The sequence below is a fragment of the Pseudoalteromonas sp. T1lg76 genome, assembly GCF_002964725.1.
Taxonomy (GTDB): domain Bacteria; phylum Pseudomonadota; class Gammaproteobacteria; order Enterobacterales; family Alteromonadaceae; genus Pseudoalteromonas.
Genome location: NZ_PQCE01000011.1, coordinates 1 through 25,128 on the forward strand (window position 1 = coordinate 1; position 25,128 = coordinate 25,128).

Sequence of the window (25,128 nt, forward strand, 5' to 3'; positions counted from 1 at the left end):
AAGCTTCATAATTGAATTAACAGTTAATTTAAGACATTCATCATGACCCAACGGCCACCGATTTGCGCAAACTTACACTGCCCGCTTTTAACAGCATCCTTTTTATCGACGCGGCTGGTATCAAACGAATAATTGACCCAAATCTCTTCGTCGTAATTATACTTTTCTGCATTTTCGCGCGTATCTTGATAGATGCTGGTTTTCGCATTTTCGATCACTTGTACGTCTTTGGTACGAAAATTTCTAATACCCTGATAGCTACCCTTGGTGTAATAGGTGTGGATTTTTGCCAGATATGGCGTCATGGCCTGTTCTTCTTCTGGATTCAAATCTCTCACCAGCGGTTTTAACAAGGCTGCATCATTATTCTTAACCGCCTCGGCTGCTTTTACGCAGTTTTCAATTGGCACACTGTAGTCTGCGGCACTGACATTATAAGAGAGGATGGATGCTGCGATTAGCAAAGGTGATAACTTCATATTTTCTCCTTAAAAAGGCCCTGTAGTCAGGGCCATCTAGTGTTTGTAGTTATTGACCCGCACACTCACTGGGTGAAGAACTACTTTCTTCCTGTAAAATAGACAGAGGATCAATAACATAGCTACGCTGACTTGGCACTGAATTGGCGCCACTTGGGCCAACTGTGATGGTAAATGTCTTGACCACTTCGGGGCAAAGATCCCGACCCGATTGCGCATCACCGCTGACATTTACAACATCCCCGGCAAACTCAATATAATAGGTGCCTATACCATCATCGGCACGAATACCGGTTAACTCCACTGTGTGCTCACCCTCATCCAAGGCAATAGCCAAGGGGCCCACCTTTCGTTTTGGCGTACCATTTTCATAAATAACCTTGCCATTTACGGCCAGTTTATAAACGTCGTCATTAAAGTTACCGTTATCACCAAAGGTGATATTCACCTGTCCCGGGCCAAAGAATGGCAGCTGATTACTCACCTCGCCGCCGACCTCCACTGTGACATACCCGGCACCCGGCGAGTCCGGTACGGTAACCGTAAGGGATTCCGTAGTCGCTGCGGTGACACTCGCTCGCTTCACCTCACCGGAACCACTGACAAAGCGCACGATATTGCCCACTAGCTGTTCACTAAAACCAATCCCGCTGATGGTGATCTGCTCACCCGCTTTTGCGCGATTCGGGGTAAGGGCAGAAATCATTAGTTCGGTTCCTACCAGTATTTGATAGGGTAACTTAGCCTTATCATCACGGTGCTCTACATAAACATCCAACGGCCCCTTAGCAGCGTCTATCTGGCTAATGTTCGAAAGCATAAATTCCAGCTCAGTACCTTGCTTGTTAACGCCTAGGAAGGTGACATCGAGCTCCGCCTTGGTTTGCGAATCAATCACTATGACTTTAGGTTTATCATCACTGAAGACGCCTTTTTGAATGGCCATGCCACTGCCAACCAGAGTAAAGGTTTTGGTTTGGCCATTTTGCTGGATACTTCTTGGGGTGATATCGGCCAGTTGTAATCCCCAGGAAACAACATAATCCAGTTTGCTCGGTACCGTGGCTAGATCTTTAATGGTTTTACCCATATCCACCATGGCCGTCGCCAATTGACTTGCTTCATAGGCCGTCTCTACGGCACCAAAGCCTGGAATTAACTTTTTCGCCAGTTTTTGACCCAGGGCTTGGATAAAGTCAGCCTGATCATAAGCGAAGACCTTTAATAATGCGGTTGTTGCAGGACCGAGTTTGATATTTGGGAAGTTACTCAGATCCGTCATTATGGGTTTAATTTCTTTGTTATAGATTTCAAGCCCTATCGCCTGACTTAGGTCGACCCACTCTTGTTCGGTGACCTTTTCTTTACTCGCCAGTTTCTCCACTTCGGCAGTAAGCGCTGGCATATACTCATACACGGCCTTAATAACGGCGCGAGCTTGTTCCGGCTTTTTAAGCGCTCCCTTATCTATATTAAGGCCTGCGGCATCAAATAAGATTGAATAAAATCGAATGATGATATTATCGATAATGGTGCGAATGGTGAGCATGCGTCTTGCTTTTTGCGCAATTTGGTTATGGCTTTCTGTCCCCGTTAGATTAAATGGCGTCGGACCAAAAATACCGTCCACACCTGGCGTTAGGATCTGATAGGCACAATCTTTGTAGACACATGTATCTATCAATTTATCGTTAGACCAAAACTCAAACACCAGGAAGGTGCCAGAGGTAGGAGATGCCATGGCGGTATGATACGGCGTATCTATGTGTTCCGCTAAGGGCGAGTTGATGGCCTCAGCCGGGATTTCGCCCGTTGCCGGATCTACTTCATAAACTCGGTAACTTAGATACAACTGACTGCGGTTTTCTAAACGAACGCAACCATCATAGCCAAGTACCTCGTACCATTTGGGATCGACACCTTCACCACATTTATTGGCAAGCTCCACAGAGTTGTCTAAAAACCTAGTGGCTTCCATACTCATATCGAACAGGTCCCAGGTACCATTGGTTTCAGGATAAGACACAATACTGGGCTCTATGTCGGTATCTACCTGTGCCGTCGACGCTGAGTTTAACTGGACACCCCGCATTGCGCGCGCCATTGAATATTTAGCAGGACTAAATTGAAGGCTCTCAAGGCCCCCCTGATTATGGCTATTATCGAGATACGCCTTAAAATGCTCGCTGTATTTACTCAATAACTCAGCGCTGCCTTGACGTGCATTTAAGAATGAGAAGAACCCCTTATCGGCTTCAAGTGCATCAGTGACTTCTTGTAAGTAATTGGCAAACTCTGGGCTTTGGACAATAAGAGCCGCGGCCTCTTCAAGACCCATGCCTTTGCTTTCAATGAAAAAAATCAGGTGTGAAGCCATGTTCGCAATAGCGGTAGAATGATAGCTAAATTCAACCTGCTGTTCGCCCGCTCCAATTATGGAGCTAAGATACATTTCTGGCTGGCCATTACTGTTCAACACGAACGAGTAGAGAACCTCGGCGCTGTTACCTAGCTTTTTAAACTGCACTGTGTTTCCTGAAACTTCAGTCGCATGGCTAGGCACTATGCCACCAATAGAGTGAATGGGGCTTGCTCCGGCAACAGCGACACTATAGGCAATATTTTGCTCCAGGAAGTAGCTCATTTCATTACTGCTACCTTCGGCGTTGGCCACCCAATACCGCCCTGCGGCTATACCCTCAGGAACTTCTACCACTATCTCACTGCCATTATTTACCGAGGGCATCACGGGTGTGCCTTGGAAAACGACGGCGGTATCGTCTAGGTCAAAATTATCTCCCTTGAGGGTGATGGTGTCACCGACTTGGAAGCTCGATGGGCCGCTATGGATTAAGGGTCTTTCTGGTGCCACTATCTCGATAGGCAGCTCGTCTGAGATTTTTTCACCAAAAGCCAGCTTAATCGAGCCTGTGCCAACCAGATTTGGTAATGCCAATGACAGACGCGTTTCATTGCCGACTACCTCTGTTATCGCAGGGAGACTGTTAAACACCTGACCATTAATGGTGTAAACAACAACCAGGTTTTGCTCTGGTGGTAGATTGCGTACCGCTAGCTCGGCGGGGTCGCCGGCGCGCACATAGGAACGCACGGTAAACGCGGCATTATGCAGGTTGTATAGCCACTCAATAGAGAAATCATCAGGGCTGCTTGGAACAACGCGTTGTGCCTGCTTTAGGCGATTCATATCGTTGATATCAAAGATACCATCGCCATCATCATCTAAGTCCAGGTGATCGATAATATTGTCATTATCAAAATCGTTTGGAGCCAGAGGGTCACCACTTTCTATCTTGTCATCTATGGTATTGCCATCGGCGTCGCGGTCGAGATAATTGGCAAAGCCATCACCATTTAGGTCTTCAATCCCTTCGATTTTATCTGAAAAAGAATCGCCATCCGAGTCCGTATCTTGCCAGTTAGCCAAGCCGTCTTCGTCAAAATCAATGTGCTCCGTGGTGTAGAGTAAGGTGAACTCCAGACCGTCCAAAATACCGTCTTCATCTTGGTCGTTTTTTATCAAGTCACTGGCAAAGGCACGCTCTTTAGCATCATCAAAGGCATCTACATCTTGATCATGAAAAACCACGACTTCATAGGTGAGATCCGTTCCACCGGCATAGTTATTATCCATCACACTCAGTTGATAGCGACCAGGCTCAAACAGTTGGAAATTAACAATATGTTTGCCACCCTTGGTAAATTCATTGAGCACAAAACTGTCTATTACCTGCCCTTCGGAGTTTGACATATAGACCTGAGGACTAAAGCGCTCAGCCGGACTCTCAAATACCGCCGTTATCAGGGTGACCTCATCAACATCAAAGCCGAACAGATCCCCTTTATCCGTGCGCGAAGAGATGGTGCCCTTTACCCTAAAACCCTGCTCAAGTTCTACTGGCGTCGCCACCGAGGGGTTATCGTTTGGCTCTTCTTCCTCATACACGGGATACGTACTTTTGCCTGGATCAAAAGGATAATCATCATCGGCATCTAACACACCATCCTTATCCTCGTCTTGATTTTCCCAGGTGCCTACCGGCGGCTCGTCTTCGCCTGTGCCATCGCCTGTGCCATCGCCTGTGCCATCGCCTGTGCCATCGCCTGAGCCATCGCCTGAGCCATCGCCTGAGCCATCACCCGAACCATCGCCGGAACCGTCACCGGTGCCGTCGCCCGAGCCGTCGCCCGAGCCGGAATCTGGTTGTTCAGTAGGAGTCGATTCATCGAGTGATTCATTACACCCAGCGAGCGTCAAGCTCATGGTTCCTGCCAAGAGAATGGCGAGAAGTTGTTTTGCGTTCATTATCCTTACCCTTTTAAAATTGAATTCCATTACATTCGAAACGGCGATTGCATTCGAATTAACGCATAGGACTTAAGAGTTATGTAGTAATCTGTTTGGCCGCTTTGCGCATTTCCTGCGGCGGCTCCCAGGGCATTGCACTTTAATTGTTCTTTTCCTGGAATATAATTTACGTAATTATCCGATAGCGGATTGGGGTCGACATTTTTCAATGTCAAGATTTCGCCGATAACCCAATTGGCAATAGGCACCTCCAAGCGCTTACACCAATTAACCTCTATCTGTAATAAATTCGCGTCCTGAATATTGATTTTTACATCATCGAACACCCTCACTGCTGCACTACTGCGATACATCAGGTTGTCGTTAGGTATTTCATAAAGTTTGCCAACCCCTTTATATTCGCGCTGTTGCTTGAATTTATTAAAAACAGCGGGCGTGGGGTTTAAAATAATAATGTCCGAGCCAACTTCCGTGTATGCCTTCGCCTTTGCATAGGCTGTGGCTACATCGGCGGCGCCGGGGGCATCGGTATCGGCTTGCATAAATAAAGGCAACATGCCTTGCGCCAATGCGTCTTTCATTGCATCGGTACTGCCATGGTTCAGAGCACCGGCACGAACGGCTTCAAACACAGCACCATTTAGGGTCACTTTTTCTTTGTAAATGAAAAGCCACTGCACCAACAGCATGATCAGCACCAGAATAAAAGGCGCTAAAAAAGGCAGAGATATTGAGAACTCCGCCATGGCCTGCCCTTGAACGGCTCTGATACTAGGTATCTGTGTGCGCCTTCCCATTGTCTGCCTTCCCTGTCTGCAATTTCATTAGTTGTATAAAAAGTTCGTCCATTTGCGCTTTGATCTGGCTGTCACCGCTTACATGCTCTTGCGCTTGTATAATCACATTGGTGGATTGGCGCATGCGCGTAACCGCCAAATTGAACCAGGCTTTTTCATGCTCATTATCAATTTGGATACAGCGCTGATACGCACTCACGGCGGCATTTAGACGGTTAGTTCGGGCATAGATATTGCCAAGACGGAACCATGCCGGAGCATAACTTTCTTTCACCGTAAGTAATTGTCTGTACATGCCCTCAGCCATATCTAAGTGACCGGCGACGTACGCCGTTTCCGCTTGATTTTCCAGCTGCACTAGGTTTAGCTTCTCGGCGTCACCCTTGCTTTGAGAACTTGCACAACCAGTCAGCAGCAAACAGGCGCATAGTAAAACTAAATAGAACCTCATTATTTACCCCGATATCTCAATGATATTTCCTTCCTTAAAACCCCAGTAATCCACCTGCCCTGACAATAACTCAATCAGGTTATAAGCCTCGGAACAGGCACTAAATTTCCAGGGTTTTAAATCTCTTTTTATTGCTACGATTCGTTTTTCTTTATCTAAATACAAAACATCTATGCTGTAGTTCATCCACATGGTGTGAATAGAGCTGCACGGAGTAATGAGTAAGGCCTGGTTTGGCTTGATGACCCTGCCCAGTAAACCTCTAAAGCGCAGCCACCAGCTATTGGCAATAAACAGCTCTAACTCACCTTTTCCTTCTATGGGTATGAATACTGATTTCATGGCTATAACTCGTAGATAAACTTCATCACAATTGGGAAAAACAAGATGATAAAGGTCACGGGGAATATAAAGGCCACTAACGGGAAGATAAGCTTGATAGGCGCTTCCAATGCTTTTTTCTCCGCACGCTGAAAGCGCTCCACTCGCCTTTGATCGGCCTGAATCCTCAACGCCCCACCTAGGCTGGCGCCGGTGCGCTCGGCTTGCGCTAAGGCACTAACAAGATTATTGATATCCGATGTTTGCACCCGCTCGGCCATGGCTCTAAAGGCATCGATTTTCGTTACCCCGGCGCGCAGATCGCGGATCACCTTTTCAAACTCGACCTTAAGTGGCCCCTCGGGCCCCTTATCAACGGCCTGTGCCAAGCCTCCGGTCAGGTTCAAACCGGCTTCCACCGCCATGGTGATAAAATCCAGATACACGGGCAGTGCCTTCGAGATCTGCATATGTCGCTTCTTTTTAAGATCATTTAGGGTAATAAGGGGAAGAAAAGAGCCAAAAACGGCGGCAATCAACAGGTTTAATGGGTCGATAGGCCCAAGCAGCGCCATCCCCGCATAAGCCAGTAAGGTGAAGAACACGGCGGAAACGACGCGCACACCCACATACTCTTCCGGCGTCAAAATATAGGATACGCCTGACACCTGCAGTTTTTTGGCGACTTTTTCCAGATAATCCACGGGTAAACGCTCACCAATATAATATGCAGCGATACGCACCAAGGGCCAGATGGTGCGAAGCGATGAAGGCAATGGATCCATAAAGTCCCTATTCTCATCGGGAATGGATTTCTTAATCGCATAAACGCTGTAACAGCCCATCATAATGGCAAGGCCAAATAAGGCGATTATCCCTATAAACATGTACTGTCCTTATACATCTATTGTGACGATTTTTTTGATGAACTTGTAACCGATGAACAACATCACCGCGACGACAAAACACACCAACCAGCCTATTGGCTCACTGAACAAGCGCGCCATATGGGTGGGTTCCATGTGATAGAGCACGAAACCAACAAACAAGGGCAAGCCAGTCATCACCACCCCTTGCATTTTCCCTTGTGCCGTCAAGGAGTCGATTTTTCCTTCCATTTCCAGTTTCTTGCGCAGGGTGTCCGCTAAACGCTCCAGGGTTTCAGAAAGGTTACCGCCTATTTCCTTAGAAATTTGCATGCCCGCCACCACCAACTTAAAGTCCTGCTCGGGTATACGCGCCAGCATATTGTTCAAGCCATCGTTAAAGTCGACGCCCAGTCGTTGCTCACGTAAAAACAGCGAAAACTCCTGGCTGATCGGCGCTTCCTGTTCCTTAACCATGGCTTCAATTGAGTTGATCAGGCTTGAACCGGAGCGCATTGAGGCACAGATCATATTCAGCGCATCCGGCAGTTGAGAGATAAACTTTTTACGTCGGCGCCTTTGTAAAAACTTATACAAATACGGCGGCACAAACGACAGCAACACCACCATTAAGAAAGCGACAAAAATCGTGCCCGTGTACGCCCAGATAAGTAGAAACAGCACCACCATGCCCACTATGTTCATGGCGAAAAGCTTCTGCGGCTCAATAAACAAGAACATATCCGACAAATTGTGCCGAGCCGAGTGAGTAAAGGTTTCTCTGTATTTAACCGCAAGGTCACGGGAAATATAGTTGCCGCCATAGACCAGCAGCGCCACCGACACCCCGACCAAGATCATCAGGATCAGTGAACTAGTCATTACCGCTAACCTTGAAAATGCCCAGATCCACATCCAACCCCTGCTCGCGCAATTTTTCGTAAAACTCAGGGATCATGCCGGTGGCGACATACTCGCCCAGTACCTTGCCCGACTCACTGTATCCCGTTTGTTTAAACTTAAAAATTTCGGACAATTGTATGGTATTGGACTCAACGCCGGTGATTTCACAGATTGAAGTGACACGACGTGAACCATCGCTAAAGCGAGATTGCTGCACTATCATGTTGACCGCCGAGCCGATTTGCTCGCGAATCGCCTGTATAGGTAAGTCCATTCCCGCCATCATCACCATGACTTCCAAACGAGAAATACAATCGCGCGGCGTATTGGCGTGCGCGGTTGTTAGTGAGCCATCATGGCCTGTGTTCATGGCTTGGAGCATATCTAGGGCTTCACCACCGCGACACTCACCGACGACGATGCGGTCTGGGCGCATCCGCAAACAGTTTTTAACCAGGTCACGAATTTCAATGGCGCCTTTACCCTCCTGGTTTGGCGGTCTGGCTTCAAGGGACACCAGATTAGGTTGATAGAGCTTAAGCTCGGCGGCGTCCTCCACCGTGATAATGCGCTCATCATCTGGGATAAAATTCGATAACACATTGAGCAAGGTGGTTTTACCCGAACCGGTTCCACCTGAGATCACCACGTTACGCTTATTGACCACGGCCATTTCTAAAAATCGCACCATTTCTGGCGATAATGAACCAAAGCGCACCAGATCTTCGGCCTCTAGCTTATTGGCCATAAACTTTCGGATGGTGATGCAGGGTCCTTTTAGCGCCAAAGGAGGAATAATGGCGTTCACCCGGGAGCCGTCTTTAAGGCGGGCATCAACCATGGGCTGACCTTCATCGATGCGTCGCCCCAGCGGCGTCACAATCCGCTCTATGGCGCCGAGTACCGCCTGATCATCGGTAAAGGCGATATCCGAAAGATAAAGTTTACCGGCCTTCTCAAAGAAGATTTCATCGTGGGAATTGACCATGATCTCCGACACGTCCGGATCTGCTACCAGACGCTCTAAAGGCCCAAGACCAATGGTCTCGTCGAGCACTTCTTTACTGAGTGATGCTTTGGAAATAGTCGCCGGCAATTCAAACTTGTCGATAATGGCATCAATTAAGCCCTTACTTTGCGTACGCAGCTCATCATCGGACATTTCCGAGACATTAACGCGGCGCAGGTCGATTTGTTTGATCAACTCCTTATGTACCTGCTTTCGCCAGGTATTGCGCAGCTTTATTTCTTCGCGCTTTTGTTCGGTGTCATTGGCTGCCACCGAGGCATTAGCGGCTAGGCTACTGACACTTACGGATGGGTTTGGCGTAACTGAGGTGGGAGCCTCGGCAAGCTCGGGGCGAATTGATGTATTCACACTTTGTTGCGGCTCTTGCTGCGTCTTTTTGGTGCTCTCTGCGGCAATAACACTGAGGTGATAACCGCCAATTTCAATCACATCATCGACATGCAAGGGGCCTGCGGATTCAACGCTTTTGCCATTGACCAGGGTGCCGGTTCGACTCGCCCTGTCCTCCAAATAGATGCCGTCATCGCGCAAATACAATTTTGCATGTTCACGGGACACCTTAAAGCCATGCAACACCACGGGATGGCGCTTATCCTTACCTATAACACAGGTTGTCTCATTGCATTTTATGGTGCCGACTTTAGTGCCTTTGGCCGTGTTTACAATCACTTCAAACATAGCGGCTCCTAGTCAAGAATATAAAAAGCTTCGAGATTATCGGCTTCGGAAATCATTTCCTGAGCGCGTTTGAGGCGATTTTGATGATCTTCCCCTTCGATAGGCACCAGTTTGGGTGTGACTAAAATAACCAACTCGGTTTTATTGTCGGTAAAGTCGCGAGACTTAAATAACTCCCCCAAGATGGGAATGGAGCCAAGGAAGGGAACCTTGTTTACCGCTTTGGCCATCTCGCTTGATACCAAGCCGGAAATAACTATGGTGTCGCCACTGCTAACATTGACAACCGACTCCGTTTCTCGGGTTTTAAAACCCGGAACGCCATTGACCTGTACCGCTTGGTCTATGGAGCTGACTTCGGCACTGACAAAAGAGACAATATTGCCCTGCTCATCGGCAACGGGCTCGATTTCTAACTTAATGCCATATTCTTTAAACTCGACATTCGCGGCACCATTGGCAGAAAGTAGCGGAATGGGTACTTCACCGCCGGCCAAAAATCGTGCTTTATCACCGCTTCGGGTGCTCAACGTTGGCTGTGCCAGCATGCGAGCGTCACCTTGCTCCGATAACAACTGAATTTGCGACGTTAAACCGGAAACAATGCCAAAATGTGCGAAACTCGTTGATCCAACCAGGGTCTCACCGAGTTGGTCAACGATGGAGTTACTGACCACCGAGGGAGATGAGACAGAAAACAAATCATTGCTGGTCCAGTTACTGATAGCGCCAAACGCCGGACCTGCGGCACTGCTATCCCAACGCACGCCGAGGTTTTTTAAGTTGCGCTTTCTTAATTCAACAATGTCCACATCCATGCGGATCATTTGCTGCATCGACAGCACCTTGGACGAAACCAGCGAGGTCACATTGGGGATGCTCGAGGCTATGGTGTTGATCTTTTCAAGTTCGGGCTCGTCCACTTTGCCGTTTAATACAATCAGGGAGCCGACCTGTCGCACCTCAACGCCATCAATCCCTTTAAGCAGCGCACGAACTCGAGTTTCAAGCTCGTCGCTATTGAACTCAGACACCTTAATCTGAATCTTGATAATATTGCCTACGCCATCCCAGGCCTGGAGCTCAGTATTGCCCTCGCCTTCGGCGATAACCAAGACATGCTCATCATCAAGCACCTTGGCGCTGATCACGCCGGGCTTGGCAATGGCCAAACGGTTAACTTTTTCAATTGGCAGTAAATCCATGGTGCCAACTTGCATATCAATGGTCTGAACGGTAGCGAACACCACACCTTGATATAAGCACAATACCAAGACTGCAAGTGTCTTCAGTGACGCCTTCATAAATATTCCCTTATCTGTACTTCAATTATAAGTTCTTGTTCTTAGATGCGTAATCTAGCGCCGAAGGCGACTGTGACGGCTCTTCGACCAAGGTGTTTACGCCATTTGCGACAGCGCCTTGCCCGCCAATAATGATCTCAACCTGGCGCTGGGACCCCCCGTTATTAAAAAGAACATCGGAATTCACCGACTGATGTTCAACCTCAAGTGCATCGCGGCGGTTTCTCAACAGTGCGACAAAGTCGCCATGCTTTTTGGCCAGGGTCACCCGAGCGGCGTCATAAGCACTCAAGTCTAGGGTGACCGTGCTGTAGTTGGACGGATCGGAGTAAATCTCGTCGACCAGCTCGCGATGCTTATCCAGGGTCACCTTACCGGTCGCAAGTACGGTCACACGTTCAATCAAGAGATCCAAACGGCTGGCCTCATGGCTAGCCTCATCCTTATTTTCGCGTAGTAAGAACAGGTCAACCTTATCCCCCGCAACCAGCATACCGGCGTTTGAATTGCGCTCATCGATACTGATGGTCACCGCCCGGCGGCCATCGGCTATGATGTCAGAAAATTGCTCCACCCCTTTACCTGGTAAAAACGAGCGTAAAATGGGTTGGCCTTTTGCCACATGGTCAAGCAACATTTGCCCGTCGGCTTCGGCAAAGTCGCGCGGGTGCATAGCGCCTGGCGCCAGATAATCTTGTGGTACTTCACGTACGGCAACGGCGGACTGGTCAATAATGTCGCCCTTATTAAGCTCCCTGGTTGCCACTATCACCGGCACTTTTATTATGTTGTTACGGCTATAACGCTCCTGCATTTCCGTTTCTTTTGCTTTCATATAGTTGCCCACGGACCAGGCAGCCACCCCGCCGAGGAGCAGGGAAATGAGCAGGATCACCCAGTTTTTATCCAGAAACTTAAGCTTCTTCATCGATTACTTCCTTGTTATTTTCTACCGACTTGTTTTTGGCAATGGTGGCAAAGATTTTGCGTAGCTGTAGGCGTTATATGCGCGCTTGAGCCTGTCATTTAGAATAGTCATCACATTTTTGCCCTGATAATCTTTGAGCCAAGTGTTTTCTATCAGCTCCGAACGCGGAACCGGGGTCAATAACGCGCCGGCAAGTGCCGCCGTGACAATGGCGTATTCAACCGTTGACTGCCCCTTAGTTCGTTTAAAGTTGTACATCGACTCGTACCGCCGTAATGATTGAATACTGACGCTCTCTATCAAAAGTAATGTTGATATTCTCCGGACCTTTACGGGCCATAAACACGCCACTTTGTTGGTCTTGGGTGTAGGCCGAGGTCTCTATATCCCAACCGTACTTTTTAAAATAGCTGTCATAGAAATTCAGGTTTTCGGCAATAGACAGGCTATTGCGCATCAACAAGGTGTTAGAAAGCTTAACCCCGTCCTTAGCTTTAACATCTGTCACTACATAGGTGCCCAAGGGCTTGGGGAAATTCTCCAGGGCTCTGTCCAATTTCAGCAGTTCGGAGTCAGGCTCTTGCATCGAGCTGACATAAGTCAGATTGTCCTCGGCATTAAACTCGGGGATTTTAGCTGTGTAGAGCGTATCGTCTATGAGGGCGTTGATGATCCGCCAGCCACTAAGGGTCTGATCGTCGAACTTATCACTGCGCCCTTGCCATAGCTGGGTGTAATAGGCGGCAATGTCAGTGCTCGACAGCTGCGCCGAAAATGTCCAGGCCTTGACCTTTTTACCATTAACCAACATGCCATCGGAGACGGTCGTGACCATCGCCTGCTCCGGAAAGTCTATCTTTGCAAAGGCGCTGGCACTGAAAAGGAACAGCGCCGATATAAGTAGCGATTTATTCATCATTAGCATCCGTGTTATTTCCTGTTCTGTGCGCAGGCAGTTTTTCAACATCCGTGTGGCCGAGTTTCAAGCTACTTGGGCGAATAGGCCGAGCAATAGGAATATTCGACAAGAGTCTTCGTAAATTATTTAACAAGGATATGTTCAACAGGTTCGCCGGCACCAGGGATTGAACCCGTCTTCTGTTGTGTGTTTGGCTGCCGGCATTCCAGCCATCGGCGACTATGTAGTTTTTAGACACCATTTCTATTTCAAACTGACCCAGGCGCTTATTATTTTGGGTGTTACTGGCGAGTAGATCGCCATTGACGTTTTCCAGCAACTTATGGCTGTTTACCTTAATCTTGCTGCTGCCCGAATACATGCCGCGGGTTTCCAACGACAGTCCGCCTATTTTCAATACCGACATAGCCGAATTAAGTAACGAGGTGACTTTGCCTGGCACGCGCTCATTATTGAGCGTATGAACCAGGTATTGCTTATAGTTTTGGTCCTTGCCGTCATTATAGTCGGCTAACAGAAACTGGCTTTCATCCTGGCCGGCTTGATTAAAGCGGTAGTGCTGCGCCGCCTTATCTTCGTGCCACTTCTTTGTCTGCGCGCTGGCGTCGGAAAAAATCATCGACTCATGACCATTAATAATGCGATGGGGTACCTGAGCAACCACCTCGGGGGTGCTCTTAATGGCCAGATTACCGCTGCTGCGCGACCAATTGCCTGGTGCGCGTTCAAACCATACGGTGCGTTCCCAGGCAACATAACGGGCGGCCATATCGTTATAGTGACGGGCCTCAATCAACTTGGAAAAATACGGAACCAGTAACATTAAAGGGGCGACGATAAAGGCCACAAAGATGCCCATTTCTACCAGGGATTGACCGGCTTGCTTGTTCATCACTATTTCTCCTGCGCCGCAAAGGCGAGCGCAGCAACCATGCCCCGCTCACCATTGGTGGTGTCATCCAGGGTAACCTGCCAGTATGGGTTGTATAGGTTACCGTATTCCCATTTAGAGTCGGAGCGCCCCCACAGAGCACGGTCACGAAAATAGTAAATTTTCGCCTTACTGAGCACTAACAATTCACCGTCTGGAGTGGCTGTATGCTCTTCTAAGTTGACGTTGGTCTGCGCCGGTCCGCCAGTGCCAATATTTAGCTGCTCCGAGGTGCGAATATTTTTTCGCTTTTGCGACACAGCGATGGTGAATTTTGGTGCCACGTTTTTATTCTGACTTTGTTTGATGTCGTAAAAAGGCTGCAATCCGGAATAGGCATTATTCATCTCGCTTTCATTGGTATAGGCGTAACGCGATGCCTTGCGGTTAATGGCCCGAGAGCGGCCATAATAATGGCGCGCGGTATAATTCGTTGTATCCTGATCATCACCCGCATGAGCTGCGCCCCAACCTACCGGGCGTTCACCACCACGCCACTTACAGCGAAATCGCTTACAGCTGAATCTATGAAAATGAAAGCTGAAGGTATCCATACCACTCCAGGTTTCCGCGTCACGTTCGCCATTGTTAAATAGCTCGGTTCCACCCGCTTGCTTGGCTTTATATTTCACCGGGAACAAATGAGCCGAAAAAGGAAAAGGCCAATTGAACGAACGCTTTTTACTGAAAGGATCGCGAGAATCGACGATCAAATTAAAATGGTCATCGTAACGGCCGGTGTTATCTCGCCTGTCAAAACGCCCCTGGAAACTCACCCAGTCCCTCGCCACATAATTGGCAACGCCAAGCGCAGAGATAGTATCGATATCGGCGTTTTGATTGTTTTCTTTTAATACCTTATTGGTGGTATCGACCGCCGCGACCATGGTTGCGGAACTCATCAGCTGTTGCGATCTTGAAAGCAGGCGATTGACGCCATCGGTAAACATCACCGCATATTCAAGCACCGGCTGCATATACTGATTGATTTGGGTCACGGCAGATTCTATCGCCGAAGCGATGGCAGCCGCCGGGGGGATAAAATACATAATACGGGATATATTGCGCGTCGTTTCTTCGGTCATATTGCCCCAAGACGCTAAGCCCACGTATTGGGCCACGGACACATGATTGGCCACCATGGCGCGATTGGTGTAGGCCTTGTAGTTCAAATCACGGGCCAATAACTGAGCCCCGCTTAATGCTGCGGCATCGGAGAAGTTTTGGAGCCGGGTTTTATGCAAGTTCTGCTGTGAGACATTAAATAAGTACAGCAAAGATAAGACGATTATCGATAAAAATATAAGCCCCAACACCAGGGACTGACCCTTTTCCTTGTGCATTATCGAATTCCTTTAAAGAAAGAAATAGGGAGCCAGGCCCCCTATTTCTTTTAATTGCCTAGCGCTAATAAAACGAGGTTAGTCTACGGTGCCGGAACCACCCGAGCCACCACCAGAACCACCTTCTTGTGCGGCTCCTTCGTTGTAGTTACCCAGGTTATATTCTTTATCGGCATTGGTAGTTGCCTTATCAGCAGAACTCTGTGCCGCATCAATTTGCGCCGACGAGTTCTCGCCACCCACTTCCGTAGCCAGGCCTGACACCTGATTACGTATGGTTTGTCCGAAAAGACTGTAAACACCAATCGCAGAAACGGCGATCAAAGCAACAATGATGATGTACTCAACCATGCCCTGACCCAGCTGTTTTCGTAGTTGTAGCATCATGACAACTTCCCCATGTTTAGCGTTCGGAGTTATTAGTTACCTGAGCCACCGCTCTCTTGAGCCGCACCTTCGTTGTAGTTGCCCAGGTTGTACTCTTGATCGGCGTTATCCTGCGCATCTTTTGCAGAATCCTGTGCTGCTTTAATTTGTGCAGATGAATTTTGACCACCTACTTCGGTCGCCAAGCCTGATACCTGGTTACGAATTGTTTGACCAAACAAACTGTATACACCGATTGCAGATACAGCGATAAGAGCAACAATAATAATGTACTCGACCATACCCTGGCCTAATTGACGTTGTTTCATTTTCTCTCCATGCATAATTAATAAAACAAAATCATTCTAGATTAATAAAAACGAACGACCAATCATCCGATTGGAGTATTAACTCAAATTTAATATTTTAAATAACCACTAAAAATTAAAATCTGAGAGATAACCCACGAGTTGAGTGCGATTTTTCACCCCTAATTTGCGTAATAAGTTTTGCACATGGGTCTTGGCGGTGGTCTCGGCAATTTTCTTTTCTAAAGCGATTTCTTTATTGGACAGGCCTTGGATGATCAGCTGAGCTATCTCACGTTCTCGACGGGTTAATAGCGACTGCAACTGGCATTTTTCCGCCTGGCTTTTCTGTACCTGATCGATAAAGGTCGACATGGCGGCACGAGAAAACCAGCGGATATTGTTATTGAGCGCCTTAATGGCTTCATTCAGCTCTTGTGCACCCATGTCCTTATAAATCACTCCTCTGGCACCCTTACCAAGCGCCTCGAGCTCAAACGTCAGTGGACAATCGCAGCCACAACCATAAACGACCACAGCGCCAGTCAACGCCTCTTCATCAAGGCGGGAGGTCATTTCATCAAGGTCGATGAAGTTGATATTTTCTCGGCGCAGTGTTTGCCGCCAATCTGTATCGCAATGCAATGTAAAATCCCTCTCAACTATCGAGATTAACCAATAGGTATTTTCCCGCTTATTCTAGGTCTAGCTCATCGGCTATGGCATCAAGTGCTTCCAGATAGCTCTTCGTAGCGTCCTGAATGATATAGCCTTTGTTAACCTTTAGTTGCTGCTCATCTATTGGCCCACGAATAATTTCTGTCAATTCAAGAGTAAAGCCAGCATCAATATCTTCAGTTCGGTATGGAAAGGCATGGTGTTGGTAATTGATATGACGAAATAACTCGCTCATCTGATAAGTGAGTTGCGTACCGGAAAGGCCAAAGCGTATGTCTTCTCGAACGCGCTGCAATAGCCAGTTAAACTCCTCACTACTTAAGGGGGTGACCCCGCTCACCGTCGGGGACGTACTAATTCGAAAACGAATATCGCTGGGGTCTTCGGGTTTATGGCCTATCAGCTGGTGCTTTGCGCTAGGGGTATAAATAAGGTACTCGCTGGGATCAGACTGGGGGTCGAACGCCAATTCATAGATATCGCGCTCGCTTAGATTAGGCATCTGTGTGGCCATCATTTTCAACTGCGGCGCATAGTGCTCTGTCATAACCTGGTAGTTAGTGAGAAAAGCATTCTTGAGGTTATGATCTATGACATAACGACCCGTCCATTTCTCGGTCATGTAAGAGCGGTTTTCACCCTCAAGTTGGTAATCCGTGCGCAGTACTTTATCACTCACCTTGAGCACGGCGGTGCCGACTCTATTATTTTCGCCCAATGAATATAAATCATAATTAAGTATTAAATCTGCATTTGCATTAAAATTAAAAAACAATAGAAAAGATATAGGAATGACGATTTTATTCATACGTGCTAGCATCAAAAAGGTACTTTTAAAATCATTCTATGGAAAAATAAAAACCAAATCTAGATCAATTTAATTTTGTATTTATGAAGGAACATAATGAAAATAAATGAATTTATAGCAACAATGTCATTTTTACTTTCTAGTCACATAGCCTTAGCAGAAACCGGCAATAAATGTGATAAAAACATTAATGAAATATTAGATGTTAATGGATTTGACTCGCCGTACGATTATGCACAACAATACCAAGCTATAGATTTGAGTTATGCGTTAGAAAAAGATAAAGGCTCGGTAAGCTATGCCTTTGTATCGGGTATTGAGTTGCGCGGAAATACAAATAAAACCCGAGAATTAACGCTAGGCTATGGGCAAAAATTGTCTTCCATGGGCTATGAAGCTGTCTTTAGCTGCAATAATACTGAGTGCGGCAATGCCAATAGCCTGCAGCGTAAATTGGGCATTAGTAACACTGTGGTTGCCAAAGACGATCAGTTTCACGAACTTTGGGTAAAGGATCAGCAATACTACTCTTTGTACCTGGGGAAAATGACCTTCTTTGCGGACAACTACTTTATCGCCTTACAGCACTTTGATTTAACCGACCTGCCTACTGGCGCATCCTTACACTTCGATATCGACAGTGCGGTACTCACTCAACAGGCCAGAGCAAGTATAGATAACCTCATTACTGTAATTAACTCACATCCACAGCTTAAGTTTAGAATTACAGGTGGCACCGACAACAGCGGCTCAGCACCATATAATCACAGCCTGGGCTTAGCACGAGCTCGGTCGGTGTATACCTATTTGTTAGCACAAGGGGTTATGCCGCATGTTTTAAGCTATGAATCGGTGGGAGAGCGCAATCCTAGGTTTGAAAACACTTCACAGGCGGGAAAAGAGAAGAATCGCCGCGTCGACATTTCTCCGCTTATTATGTAGTTGAACGAGTTGCTACGGTGGCAAGCCCACCGTAGCCATACCTTTGTTATCTGAACAATACCTTTTCTTGATTAAACCAGCGCACACAAAAGGCTAACAGTCCGACTGCGAGCAGTATGCTAGAGCCAACGATCACCGCCAGTATGCCTATCTCACTGGTGCCCTTTAACAGCTCTTTGATTGCTAAGGCCACATTAGTCACCGGAATAAATGCGGTTTTATAGGTGAGTTCCATATTCGGCATCACCGAGATCATCACAGGAATAAAGACCAGCATAGACAAGGGGCCCATGTAGTTTTGCGCTTCCTTAAAGGTGCGTGCATAGATAGAAATAGACAGCACAACACTTGAGAACATCGCCGCTAAGGGGATAAGCAATGACAGCATAGCGAGAAGCTCAACAAAGGTTATATGCGATAGCGCTATGGTGAACTCACTGACATTGACAAAGGTACGCGCCACGAATAGCCATAGCCCCATACTGAGTATGCTGAGACTGGCGGTTGCCAGGGACGCGGACAATACGGTCAAGAACTTACCCAAGACTATGTTGGTTCTGGAGATCGGAGTAAGTAACAGGGTTTCCAGCGTGCCGCGCTCTTTCTCACCGGCGCCCAGGTCTATGGCTGGGTAGACTGCACCTGTCAGTACAATGGGGATCAACAGGTATGGCAGCAGCACACCAATTTTTTCACCCCAGCTTTCACGTGCATCTGCCGTATCTACCTTCTCCAGTTTGATGGGAGATATAAGATACTCCATCTCACTTTCCTTGCTCACACCAAGTTCATTAAAGGACTGAGTTTGCACCTTGCTTTGGTATTGCTCTTTTAACTCTTCGATGTACCTAAACAGATAATTGATGCGCGCAGAATCATTATAAATCACCTGCCAGGTGGTTTGTTCCCGACTCGCCGGTTGCGCCTTGGCTTGGAGCACTATCCCCACATCCAGCTCTTCATTCTGGATTGCCTGAATAATGTCATTCTTATTTGCGTAGTCGGCGCTTACCAGTTCAAAGTTCTTATGGTATTTGACGCTGTCGGTAAACTCCGGTGCCGCCTCAGCGCCTATGATATACACCTTATGAACTTCCTGCTCCGCCTCCAGATTAGCCATAGCCATCATGTAGCCAACCACGGCAAAAATAACAGGGAAGATCAGTAGCGGCAAAGCGACAACAAACATCAGGGTTTTTCTGTCACGTAACAGCTCTTTTATTTCCTTTAAAAATACTTCAAACATGACGATGTTCCTCAAGAATATTCATAAACGCCTGGTTTAGCTCCTCACTTCGGCCTTGTTGTTTAAAGGCCGCCAAGGTGCCATCAAAACAGGTGAGCCCCTGGTCAATCACAGAAACGCGATCACACAGCAGCGCTACTTCGTCGAGGTGATGAGTTGAGAACACCACGGGTGTGCCCTGCTCTTTTAGGCTTTTAATAAAATTGATCACCGTTTGCGTGGTCATAATATCCAGGCCCGTGGTCGGCTCATCCAAGATCACCACCTTAGGTCTGTGCACCACGGCGCGGGCAATATTGGTTTTTTGCTTCATGCCGGTGGAGAGATTATCGGCACGTTTATCCAAAAAGCTGTGCATATCAAGCAGGGTAAACAGCTCATCGCATCGTTGCTTAAGCTCGGCCCCTTTCATGCCATGCAATTTGGCAAAATATTCGACATTTTCTTTGGCGGTCAAACGACCATAGAGCCCGGTTGAGCCGGATAAAAATCCGATAGCCTTACGCCCGGCCAAAGGTTTCCTCACTAAATCAACGCCACCGACTTCGATACTGCCTTCATCCGGTTTAAGCGCCGTAGAGAGCATACGCAAGGTGGTGGTTTTACCGGCGCCGTTAGGTCCAAGCAGGCCCAAGACTTCACCTTGTTCGCAATGAAAATGCACATCACGGACGGAATGAAAATAATCTTTTTCTTCGCGTGGGTCTTGCTGTGTCTCGCTGATCCCTTTTTTATGATCCTTGGTGAGCTTGAACTTCTTCTTAAGCCCGTTCACGCTTATCATTTGTTATTCTTCCTTCGTTTTGGCCTAAAGTAGTCGGTATTGGCATAAAAATCGGCGTTATTATTGTCTTCATACCATTGCGGCACCCCCAGTAATGGCAGTGGCGACATGGCTGAGTTATCCGCCAACACCCTATCTGTCGCTATCATCTCATAGAGGCGCTCATCTAGGTAGTTGTATTGGCTCGCTAAATCTTTACAAAATATATCAGGACTCACAGGCACAAACAGGGCTTTGCCGGTTAAGCCTATAAAGGGCTGGGTCAGCATTTCATAATTCGCATGGCCAAAGGTGTAAGCACGGATTTCGCGCTGCCACTGCTCGCGGCGCGTCACGAACACCTCATGCCATTGGTGCTCACGAAATGCCTCAATCCAACTTGAGTCCGTCACCGCTAAGATCACCGCACATTCGTCGAACAGCGTCAGGGCATTGCGCATCTTGCTGCGCTGCGTGCCCTGCTGCGCCGCCATTTCATCGATATGCAAACGATTCAACAAGGCCTTGGTTTTTGGAAACAGGTGCCACATAAAGGCACCAAAAAGGTCGTGCCAGTTATGCTGACGGGTCGGCACCTTGCCGGTTTCGTAAATAAAAGACTCGTAATAACGCCCATCCTGTTCAAACTCAGCGTTATCAATAAACTTAAGAGGCACTTTATTAGCGTTAACTAGAGTGTGGCGATTAAGCTGGTCCAAGGTCGGCCAATCCGTAAATTGGTCCAGAGCAAAAAGCGCATTTAAATGGGCGAAGGCGCCGCTTTGCAAACAGGCGGTTTGCCAGTGTTCAAAAGGGGTAAAACGTTTCATTACTGCGATTATTAGGCGTAAATTTTGCGTAGTTTAGCGCAAAAACTGGTTTAATTTTACCGCTATCCTTATACTGGCTGGGTCTTATAGCAATGAAACCAATAATTATGAAACGCTATTTTCCTTTGACTCTAGTCAGCGCGGCTATTCTTGCCGGCTGTGCGAGCACACAGATCAGCAACCAGGATGTAATGGCTGGTTGGAACAGTATCAATGCCGAGCAATTGGCCACTCATGTCAAAACTCTAGCCTCTGATGAATTCGGTGGCCGTGCCCCTTCTTCTAAAGGCGAAGAGCTAACCTTGGCTTATTTAACCGAGCAATTTAAAGCTCTGGGTTATCAGCCGGGTAACGGTGACAGCTTTTTACAACAAGTGCCTTTGGTCTCTATCGAAGCCGATGCCAATATGGCCCTGCACATTGGTGGCAAAGACTACCAATACAAAAAAGACATGGTGATGGGCACCAGCCGTATCAGTGCCAAAGAAAGCATTAAAGATTCCGAGCTAGTGTTTGTTGGCTATGGTGTGAATGCCCCAGAATACAAGTGGAACGACTACGAAGGCCTGGATGTGAAAGGCAAAACCGTGGTTATGCTGGTGAACGACCCTGGCTTTGCCACCAAGAATCCGGAACTCTTTACCGGCGATGCCATGACCTACTACGGCCGCTGGACATACAAGTTTGAAGAAGCCAGCCGTCAAGGTGCCGCCGGCGCCATCATAGTGCATGAAACCGCACCGGCCTCCTACCCTTGGTCCGTGGTTGAGAACTCTTGGAGTGGCCCACAGTTTGGCTTCCAAAAAGACAACAACAATATGGACCGCGTTGCCGTTGAGGGCTGGGTTACTGTAGATGTGGCCAAGGAGCTATTCACCAAGGCCGGTCTTGATTTCGAGCAGGCCAAGCAACGTGCCGCCGAGGGCGCCTACCATGTGGATATGGGTGACCTGACTGCCAGCGTTGAGGTAAACAGCGAAATCAAAAAGTCGGTCTCGTACAACTTTATCGCCACCCTCCCGGGCAGTAAAAAGCCGGACGAGCACATTATCTACTCGGCCCACTGGGATCACCTGGGTACGGATAAAAACCGTAAAGGCGACCAGATTTATAACGGTGCCCACGATAACGCTACCGGCACAGGCGGCATGATTGAAGTGGCCGAAGCCTTCACTAAGTTACCGCGCCACCCAGATCGCTCCATCACCTTCTTGGCGGTCACCGCCGAAGAGCAAGGCCTGCTGGGCGCCAAATACTATGCCGCTAATCCGATTATTGCCACAGACAAAACCGTGGCCAATATCAATATGGATAGCTTAAACCTGCTTGGTAAGGTTAAAGATGTCAGCGTCGTTGGCATGGGTAAATCTGAGCTCGACGATATGCTAGGTGAAGCCGCGAAAATGCAGGAACGCACCATTTCCGGCGATCCTAAGCCAAGCTCCGGTGGTTACTACCGCTCGGATCACTTCGCTTTTGCCAACCTGGGTGTTCCAGCCATGTACGCTGGCGGCGGCAGTGAAGCCCGCGACGAAGAAACCGCTCAATACCGTAAGCGCATGAGCCTGGTACTGCGTGGTTGTTATCATCAGCCTTGCGACCGTTACCGCGATGAGTGGGATCTTTCCGGCGCGGTACAAGACCTGCAATTGTTCTACAAGGTGGGTTTTGATATCTCACAACAAGAGCAATGGCCAAAGTGGTATGCTAATTCTGAGTTCCAGCGCGCCAAATAGGTGAGCTGATATACCAAAGACATAAAAAAAGCCGGTTTTAAAACCGGCTTTTTTCATTCGCTAAGATTAGATGGCAGCGCCTTCTAAAGCAGCATCTTTTGGATTTGGACCGTGGTCGTTGTCACCGTCTTGGCTATCTTGTACGAAGAAGATAAGAAGTACGATAAAACCGATAAGCGGTAGGAAGTAAAGTAACTGCCACCAACCTGAGCGGCCAGTGTCATGAAGACGACGCGCACCGATTGCCAAGCTTGGGATCAATAGCGCAAGCGAGTAAATCATACCGACAAACGCAGTGCCAAGTACGGCATCAATCACTACCGTAACGATAGAGAAAATAAGGTAGAAAAGGATAAACATCTAATAGCCTTTACGGCGAGTACGGCCAGAAAAATCAGCGTATCGCTTTAGCGCTTCCATAAAATATTCCATAGCAGATCCTATATATTATTGTTAATTCCAATGTGCGAATTAGTTTCTAGCTCGCATATTTACCTTAAGAACAAAGGCTTATGAGATGATAATTCAATCCTCGCATAAAAAAAACCAGCCGAAGCTGGTTTTTCATAACAGGAACAACTGGTTAGACCAGTTTTAACTCATCGCCATCAACATTTTTGTCGGTTGCTCTAGGTAGTCTTTCCACAAGTTGTTGAAGCGGGCAATGGTGCCGCCATCGATTACGCGGTGGTCGCCAGACCAGCTAACCTGCATAATGGCACGAGCCTCAACTTCGCCCTTGGCGTTAAAGCGCGGCAAATGCTGCAGCTTACCCAGGGCCACAATCGCCACCTCAGGCTTGTTGATAATAGGCGTCGCCGTAGTACCGCCGATGGCGCCGATATTCGAAATCGAAATGGTGCCAGACTTAAGATCCGCCGGCGCTACACGACCTTCACGGGCGCTGTCCGTAAGACGCGTTACTTCGTTAGCCACATCAACAATAGACTTGTTCTGTACCTGCTTCACGTTTGGTACCAATAGACCCAATTTAGAGTCAACGGCCATACCAATGTTGTGATCGTCAAAATACGTTAATTCGGTGCAATCATCATTCACCTGGGCATTGAGGATCGGGAATTCCTTCATCGCCAATGACAATGCCTTGATGAAGAATGGCATCATGGTGAGTTTCACACCTTGTTGCTTATACTCATCTTTTAGGCCACCGCGCAGGGCGATCAGATCGGTCAAATCGATTTCATCACTGTAGGTGAAATGCGGAATAGTCGACACCGAGCGCACCATCTGCTTGGCCATTGCCGCCTTCATGCCCTTAATCGGCTCGACCCGTGTACCACCGCTTACCACAGCTGCAGGCGCTGCGCTTGCTTGCTCTGCAGGCTTAGCGGATGCACCACCGGCAATAAAGCGCTCGATATCTTCTTTGAATACACGACCATTTTTGCCTGAGCCAGGAACCGTGCTGATATCCACATCCAGTTCACGCGCACGACGGCGCACCGCAGGTGAAGCCAGGGCTTTACCTTGGGCTACAGGTTCGCTTGATGGCTTATCGGCATTGGCTGTTTGTGCTGGTGCGGCTGCTTGAACAGCGGGAGCCGCAGCAGTGTTTGCAGCATTCGCTGATGAACCGGCGATTTCCATCTGGAATAATGGGCTGTGCACCTTGGCAATATCACCTTTTTGGTAATACAGCTTCATCACCTTGCCATCGTACTTGGCGGGGATCTGTACCAAAGCCTTATCGGTCATTACGTCACAAACGGGCTGGTCTTCTTTGATCTCATCGCCTTCGCTGATAAGCCACTCAACCACTTCACACTCGACGATACCTTCACCGATATCCGGCAGAATAAAGTCTTCAAGGGCGCCACCTTGGTGACCACCTTGGGAAGCGCTTTGAGCCGCAGGTGCTGCTTCAGTCGCTTGTTCGGCAACCGGTGCTGCAGCTGCGCTGCTTTCCTCACCGGCCACATCCATGGCAAACAAGGGGGCATGCACCTTGGCGATATCGCCCTTGGCATAGTAAAGCTCTGTGATCACGCCATCATGTACCGCAGGGATCTGAACCAGCGCCTTGTCCGTCATTACGTCACAAATTGGCTGGTCTTCTTTAACCACATCGCCCACGGCAACAAGCCATTCAACCACTTCACACTCGACGATACCTTCGCCGATATCTGGTAGGATAAAATCTTTAGCCATGT

The 25,128-nt window shown here is 48.0% G+C and carries 25 protein-coding genes; 2 read left to right on the top strand and 23 right to left on the bottom strand.

What is annotated here, in order from left to right:
- Positions 1-23: 23 nt before the first annotated feature.
- From C2M35_RS04735 to C2M35_RS04825, 18 genes are all read right to left on the bottom strand, one after another.
- Complete coding sequence (locus C2M35_RS04735) at positions 24-479, bottom strand: hypothetical protein (RefSeq protein WP_105264713.1); 456 nt, start codon at positions 477-479, stop codon at positions 24-26.
- 49 nt (positions 480-528) lie between these two features.
- Positions 529-4,806 carry an IPT/TIG domain-containing protein gene (locus C2M35_RS04740; protein ID WP_199774387.1) on the bottom strand — a complete coding sequence of 1,426 codons (4,278 nt, stop codon included), beginning with the start codon at positions 4,804-4,806 and terminating at the stop codon, positions 529-531.
- 29 nt (positions 4,807-4,835) lie between these two features.
- Positions 4,836-5,555: a hypothetical protein gene (locus tag C2M35_RS04750; RefSeq protein ID WP_105199902.1), complete on the bottom strand. Its 720-nt coding sequence runs from the start codon at positions 5,553-5,555 to the stop codon at positions 4,836-4,838.
- A gap of 25 nt (positions 5,556-5,580) precedes the next feature.
- Complete coding sequence (locus tag C2M35_RS04755) at positions 5,581-6,057, bottom strand: tetratricopeptide repeat protein (protein ID WP_105199901.1); 477 nt, start codon at positions 6,055-6,057, stop codon at positions 5,581-5,583.
- A gap of 3 nt (positions 6,058-6,060) precedes the next feature.
- A complete protein-coding gene (locus tag C2M35_RS04760; protein ID WP_105199900.1) occupies positions 6,061-6,399 on the bottom strand; it encodes a DUF192 domain-containing protein in 339 nt (112 codons plus the stop codon).
- Between the two features lie 2 nt (positions 6,400-6,401).
- Positions 6,402-7,265, bottom strand: a complete 864-nt coding sequence (locus tag C2M35_RS04765) for a type II secretion system F family protein (RefSeq protein ID WP_105199899.1) — start codon at positions 7,263-7,265, stop codon at positions 6,402-6,404.
- A 9-nt stretch (positions 7,266-7,274) separates the two neighbouring features.
- Positions 7,275-8,126, bottom strand: coding sequence for a type II secretion system F family protein (locus tag C2M35_RS04770; RefSeq protein WP_105199898.1), 852 nt, complete (start codon positions 8,124-8,126; stop codon positions 7,275-7,277).
- Positions 8,119-9,855, bottom strand: a complete 1,737-nt coding sequence (locus C2M35_RS04775; protein WP_105259202.1) for an ATPase, T2SS/T4P/T4SS family — start codon at positions 9,853-9,855, stop codon at positions 8,119-8,121. The genes C2M35_RS04770 and C2M35_RS04775 overlap by 8 nt, the downstream gene beginning before the upstream one ends.
- Positions 9,856-9,863: 8 nt before the next feature.
- The gene (locus C2M35_RS04780; RefSeq protein WP_105264716.1) at positions 9,864-11,159 is read right to left on the bottom strand and encodes a type II and III secretion system protein family protein; all 1,296 of its coding nucleotides are present in this window, start codon (positions 11,157-11,159) and stop codon (positions 9,864-9,866) included.
- 25 nt (positions 11,160-11,184) lie between these two features.
- Complete coding sequence (gene cpaB, locus C2M35_RS04785) at positions 11,185-12,087, bottom strand: Flp pilus assembly protein CpaB (protein ID WP_105264717.1); 903 nt, start codon at positions 12,085-12,087, stop codon at positions 11,185-11,187.
- Positions 12,088-12,108: 21 nt separating this feature from the next.
- Positions 12,109-12,345, bottom strand: a complete 237-nt coding sequence (locus C2M35_RS04790; RefSeq protein WP_105259204.1) for a DUF4244 domain-containing protein — start codon at positions 12,343-12,345, stop codon at positions 12,109-12,111.
- Complete coding sequence (locus C2M35_RS04795; protein ID WP_158677913.1) at positions 12,332-13,006, bottom strand: hypothetical protein; 675 nt, start codon at positions 13,004-13,006, stop codon at positions 12,332-12,334. The genes C2M35_RS04790 and C2M35_RS04795 overlap by 14 nt, the downstream gene beginning before the upstream one ends.
- Positions 12,996-13,901, bottom strand: coding sequence for a hypothetical protein (locus C2M35_RS04800; RefSeq protein ID WP_158677914.1), 906 nt, complete (start codon positions 13,899-13,901; stop codon positions 12,996-12,998). The genes C2M35_RS04795 and C2M35_RS04800 overlap by 11 nt, the downstream gene beginning before the upstream one ends.
- Positions 13,901-15,280 (bottom strand): Tad domain-containing protein, encoded by a 1,380-nt coding sequence (locus C2M35_RS04805; RefSeq protein WP_105199891.1) that lies wholly within the window; start codon positions 15,278-15,280, stop codon positions 13,901-13,903. Before C2M35_RS04805 ends, C2M35_RS04800 begins: the two co-directional genes overlap by 1 nt.
- 78 nt (positions 15,281-15,358) lie before the next feature.
- Positions 15,359-15,667, bottom strand: coding sequence for a Flp family type IVb pilin (locus C2M35_RS04810; protein ID WP_442792746.1), 309 nt, complete (start codon positions 15,665-15,667; stop codon positions 15,359-15,361).
- A gap of 32 nt (positions 15,668-15,699) precedes the next feature.
- Positions 15,700-15,975 carry a Flp family type IVb pilin gene (locus C2M35_RS04815; RefSeq protein WP_105199890.1) on the bottom strand — a complete coding sequence of 92 codons (276 nt, stop codon included), beginning with the start codon at positions 15,973-15,975 and terminating at the stop codon, positions 15,700-15,702.
- A 108-nt stretch (positions 15,976-16,083) separates the two neighbouring features.
- Positions 16,084-16,599 carry a response regulator transcription factor gene (locus C2M35_RS04820; RefSeq protein WP_105199889.1) on the bottom strand — a complete coding sequence of 172 codons (516 nt, stop codon included), beginning with the start codon at positions 16,597-16,599 and terminating at the stop codon, positions 16,084-16,086.
- A gap of 49 nt (positions 16,600-16,648) precedes the next feature.
- Positions 16,649-17,350, bottom strand: coding sequence for a hypothetical protein (locus C2M35_RS04825; protein WP_158677915.1), 702 nt, complete (start codon positions 17,348-17,350; stop codon positions 16,649-16,651).
- A 186-nt stretch (positions 17,351-17,536) separates the two neighbouring features.
- Here C2M35_RS04825 and C2M35_RS04830 point away from each other — a divergent pair, with 186 nt between their 5' ends.
- Positions 17,537-18,382: an OmpA family protein gene (locus tag C2M35_RS04830; protein WP_105264721.1), complete on the top strand. Its 846-nt coding sequence runs from the start codon at positions 17,537-17,539 to the stop codon at positions 18,380-18,382.
- Positions 18,383-18,428: 46 nt separating this feature from the next.
- On the opposite strand, the gene C2M35_RS04835 is transcribed toward C2M35_RS04830, so the two are convergent.
- The 3 genes from C2M35_RS04835 to C2M35_RS04845 are packed head-to-tail and all read right to left on the bottom strand — an operon-like array spanning position 18,429 to position 21,221.
- Positions 18,429-19,628 carry an ABC transporter permease gene (locus tag C2M35_RS04835; RefSeq protein WP_105264722.1) on the bottom strand — a complete coding sequence of 400 codons (1,200 nt, stop codon included), beginning with the start codon at positions 19,626-19,628 and terminating at the stop codon, positions 18,429-18,431.
- Positions 19,621-20,412 (bottom strand): ABC transporter ATP-binding protein, encoded by a 792-nt coding sequence (locus C2M35_RS04840; protein ID WP_105199885.1) that lies wholly within the window; start codon positions 20,410-20,412, stop codon positions 19,621-19,623. Before C2M35_RS04840 ends, C2M35_RS04835 begins: the two co-directional genes overlap by 8 nt.
- The gene (locus C2M35_RS04845) at positions 20,409-21,221 is read right to left on the bottom strand and encodes a DUF3025 domain-containing protein (RefSeq protein WP_105199884.1); all 813 of its coding nucleotides are present in this window, start codon (positions 21,219-21,221) and stop codon (positions 20,409-20,411) included. Before C2M35_RS04845 ends, C2M35_RS04840 begins: the two co-directional genes overlap by 4 nt.
- 107 nt (positions 21,222-21,328) lie before the next feature.
- Here C2M35_RS04845 and C2M35_RS04850 point away from each other — a divergent pair, with 107 nt between their 5' ends.
- On the top strand, positions 21,329-22,957 hold the full coding sequence (locus C2M35_RS04850; protein ID WP_105264723.1) for a M28 family metallopeptidase: 1,629 nt from the start codon (positions 21,329-21,331) through the stop codon (positions 22,955-22,957).
- A gap of 66 nt (positions 22,958-23,023) precedes the next feature.
- On the opposite strand, the gene C2M35_RS04855 is transcribed toward C2M35_RS04850, so the two are convergent.
- Together C2M35_RS04855 and C2M35_RS04860 are read right to left on the bottom strand one after the other, a co-directional pair.
- Entirely contained in the window at positions 23,024-23,317 is a 294-nt protein-coding gene (locus C2M35_RS04855) for a DUF805 domain-containing protein (RefSeq protein WP_234000021.1), read from the bottom strand.
- Positions 23,318-23,551: 234 nt separating this feature from the next.
- Positions 23,552-25,126: a dihydrolipoyllysine-residue acetyltransferase gene (locus C2M35_RS04860; RefSeq protein WP_105264724.1), complete on the bottom strand. Its 1,575-nt coding sequence runs from the start codon at positions 25,124-25,126 to the stop codon at positions 23,552-23,554.
- Positions 25,127-25,128 lie beyond the last annotated feature (2 nt).